This window comes from Mitsuaria sp. TWR114 (assembly GCF_007997345.1).
This window is the reverse complement of record NZ_VOSR01000048.1, coordinates 1-3,440: the sequence shown is the minus strand read 5'-3', so window position 1 is coordinate 3,440 and position 3,440 is coordinate 1. Positions and strand designations below refer to the sequence as shown.

The following is a 3,440-nucleotide window of genomic DNA, read 5'->3' as shown; positions in this document are numbered from 1 at the left end:
GTCGTTGATCAGCGCCAGCGTGTTGCCGTCGACGACCGCCAGGCCCTCGGCCTTCTCGGCCTTCCAGCCGGCGGCGTTCAGGTCCAGCAGCACCGTCTTCTTCAGCTTCACGACCTGGGCCCAGGTCACCGCCGAGGCGGTCACGCCATCGATGCTGTTGCGCTCGAGCTCGATCCCGATGGCGGCGATGTCGGTCGCCGCGGCCGGCAGCTCCACCAGCATCAGGAAGTTGCGCACCGCGCCGGTCGAGTCGGCGCCCTGCTCGATGACGATGAACCTGCCGTTGCCCAGCGAGACCAGGTCGCCGAGCTTGGCGCTGCCGGTGCGGTTGCGGTCCCACTTCTCGCCCTTGGCGGCGAGCGGGTAGCTGAGCGGATAGGCGTAGAGCCGCGAGGTCTCGGTCTTGGGATCGAACTCGATCCAGCGCGCGAACTGGGCGAAGTCGCGCACCTTGACCTTGTCGGTGGTCTTGCCGTCCTGGTCCAGGTCGGCGCTGTCGACGACTTCGATGCTCTTGCCGGCGGCGTCCACCGGATCGATCGGGCTCTGCAGGAAGCCATGCAGCCGGCCGGTCGCCGCGTCCATCGTCAGGCCTTCCATGCCGCGGTTGGGGCGGCGATGCTTCAGCACCTCGGGCAGGCTGCCGGCGGTCGTGCCGGGCGCGTAGCGCTTGACGACCTGGAAGCTGGCCGCGTCGATCTTCACGATGAAGGGGCCGTACTCGTCCGAAGTCCAGAACACCTTGTTGGCGGCGTCGTGGACCAGCGTCTCGCTGTCCAGGCCGTTCGCGTCGAAGTTGCCCTTGGTCTGGTCGAACTTCAGGGTGTCGGCCAGCGGCACCTCGGCGCTGTTGCCGACGGCGCCGAAGGGCAGCGGGCGGCCGGTGACCTTCGAGCCGTCGGGGTTCTTCAGCGGATTCAGGCTGGTGATGACCGCGCCGTCCTTGCCCAGCGTGATCACGCCGATCGACGGCGCGAAGCTTGGCGCGGGGAACATCTTGGTCGTCACGACCGCGCCGGTGTCCGGGCGCGGCGCGCTCGGGCTGTCGCCGTTGGGGCCGCGGTCGGTGATGCCCCAGAACTCCAGCGCGCCGTCGGCGTTCCTGCCCTTGTAGGCCAGGCCCGAGCCGACCGCCGGATAGAAGCCCTTGGGGAAGTCCTTCTTCGCGTCGGCGTTGCTGCCCTCGTAGGGCACGTACTGGTTGTCGGCGGCGCGGATCTGGAACTTGGTGATCGCGACGGCGCCGCCGGCGCTGTCCTGCGTGGCGCTGCTGGTCTCGGTCTTGCCGAGCAGCGTGGCCATCGTCGATTCGTAGTGGTCGACCGCGGCGGCGCGGCGGCTGGCGCTCATCGCGCGGCCGGCGTAGGGCTGGCCGTAGACGTCGTTCTGCCCGGCCGGCAGCAGCGCGGCGAAGGCCTTGTCGAAGTCGGCGCGGCCAAGTTGAAGTCCAGCGCCTGGGTCAGCGCGTCGTGCACCGCGGCCGTGATGCGGATGCCGTTGGTGGGATCGTCATCCTCGTCCAGCGCCTGCAGGAAGACGAGGCGGTTCTGCAGCTTGACGTCGCCCAGCGCGCTGGTGCCGGCGAGGTCCGCCGCCGCGACGGTCGCCGCGCAGGCGGCGCTGCCCACGATGACGCCGCCGACGCTGAAGCTCACCGTGTCGCCCGCCTTGCAGGAGAAGACGCCGTTCGCGCCGGTCTTGCCGGAGATCGCCGACGGCGCGGCCTGGTAGCTGACGCCCTCCACCGGCGCATCGACGAGCCGACCCTGCGTCGGTTGGACGACGACCGGGATGTCGTAGCCGTCGTTGTCCTTGGTGTTGCAGGCGCTCAGCGCCGCGATCGCGGCCAGGCTCATCAGGGTTCGGCCCAACCGGCTCGGACGGCACAGGCGGGGAACGGAACGGACGGTCGTCTTCTTCATGTCGATCTTTCGTGGCTCGAGGACGCCGCGGCCCGGTCTCCCTCGACGGGCCGGGTGGCGACAGGGCGGCACGCTAGGCAGCGCGGATGACAGCCCCGTGAAGCGCGTTAACGAATCGTCACGAATACGACAGGAAACCGGGAATACCCCGGGCGAAGGCCGACAGCAGAAAGCCCCGGCACCGCGTCGGGCGACGCGGGCCGGGGCCCCGGTCAGACGGCTGCAGAGGAGGAGATCAGCCGTTGACCTTGATGCGGTTGTTGACCGACTGGACGCCCTTGGCGGCCAGGGCCATCGAGCCGGCGCGGTCACGCGCGGCCAGGTCGGGCGCGGTGCCGTCCAGGGTCACGTGGCCCTTCTCGGTCTCGACCTTCACATCGAGCGCGCTGAGCTTGGGGTCGCCCGCCAGCGCGGTCTTGATGGACGTCGTGATCTGGGCGTCGTCGACGGCGGCGCGACCTTGTCGGCGGTCCGGTCCATCTTGTTGCCCATGTTGTCCATGGCCTGGCGGGTGTCCTGCTTCGCTTCCTCGGACTTCTGCTCCATCTTGGAGATGCCGTCGTCCAGGCGCTGGCCGGCGGTGCGACCGTCGTCCTCACGACCGCAGGCGGTCAGGGCGACGGCGGCCACCACGGCGGGCAGCAGCAGGGCGAGTTGGCTGGGGCGGGAAGAGTGCTTCATGGCGAGGCTCCTTTCGGGGATATCGCGGTGTCGCGGAAATTCCGCGGAAGGCCGCGGATCCATGCCCTCACTCTAGGCAGGCGCCCGGCGCCACCGGGTCGGCGGCGACCGGAAGCGGTGGTCGCCGAGCGTCCCGGGCGCTCGTAGGAGCCCGCCTACAGCCCGCCACCCGCAGACGAGGCGCCACCTTCCCCGGGCATCCCCGCCATCCCGGGAATCGGAAAGTCGATGCGCGGAATCTCCGGCTCATCGCGCTTGAGCGGCAACCAGGCGCAGACCTCGGTGCCCTGCCCCGGCGCGCTGCGCAGGCGCAGCTGGCCGCGCTCGGCCTCGACGCGGAAACGCATGCCCAGCAGCCCGTGCGAGCCCAGCGTGAGCCGGTCCGGCTCGAAGCCCTGGCCGTTGTCGGCGACCACGACCATGGCCTGCGCGTATTCGCGCTTGAGCGTCACCTCGACCTCGGTGGCCCGGGCGTACTTGGCGGTATTGGTCAGCGCCTCCTGCACCAGCCGGAAGGCCGTCAACTGCGCGCTGGGCGGCAGCTCGACCGCGGGATCCAGGCTCATGCGGATCGGCACGCCGAGCCGCTCGGAGGTCTCGCGGCACAGGATCTCGAGCGCCGGCACCAGGCCGAGCTGGTCCAGCGTCGACGGCCGCAGGTCCTCGATGATGCGGCGCTTGAGCGCGATGCCGCTGTTGAGCGTCTCCGTCAGGTGGTTGAGCCGCTGCATCAGGTCGGGCGCCCCGGCCTGCAGCTTGGGCCGCAGCCGCGCGACGTCGAGCTTGGCCGCGGTCAGCAGCGCGCCGAGCTCGTCATGCAGGTCGCGGGCGAGGCGG

General features: G+C 70.4%; 5 protein-coding genes. All 5 read right to left on the bottom strand.

Translation table 11 applies throughout. From position 1 onward, the window contains the following. Positions 1-1,350, bottom strand: a 1,350-nt coding sequence (locus FUT87_RS03020) for an esterase-like activity of phytase family protein (protein WP_147240041.1), incomplete at its 3' end; no start/stop codon positions are given. After that, complete coding sequence (locus tag FUT87_RS03015) at positions 1,347-1,922, bottom strand: hypothetical protein (protein WP_222617031.1); 576 nt, start codon at positions 1,920-1,922, stop codon at positions 1,347-1,349. The genes FUT87_RS03020 and FUT87_RS03015, both read right to left, overlap by 4 nt. 235 nt (positions 1,923-2,157) lie before the next feature. Next, a complete protein-coding gene (locus FUT87_RS30255) occupies positions 2,158-2,331 on the bottom strand; it encodes a BON domain-containing protein (protein WP_255511634.1) in 174 nt (57 codons plus the stop codon). After that, the gene (locus FUT87_RS03010) at positions 2,295-2,603 is read right to left on the bottom strand and encodes a hypothetical protein (RefSeq protein WP_255511633.1); all 309 of its coding nucleotides are present in this window, start codon (positions 2,601-2,603) and stop codon (positions 2,295-2,297) included. Before FUT87_RS03010 ends, FUT87_RS30255 begins: the two co-directional genes overlap by 37 nt. Positions 2,604-2,758: 155 nt before the next feature. Further along, positions 2,759-3,440, bottom strand: a 682-nt coding sequence (locus tag FUT87_RS03005) for a sensor histidine kinase (RefSeq protein WP_147240039.1), incomplete at its 5' end; no start/stop codon positions are given.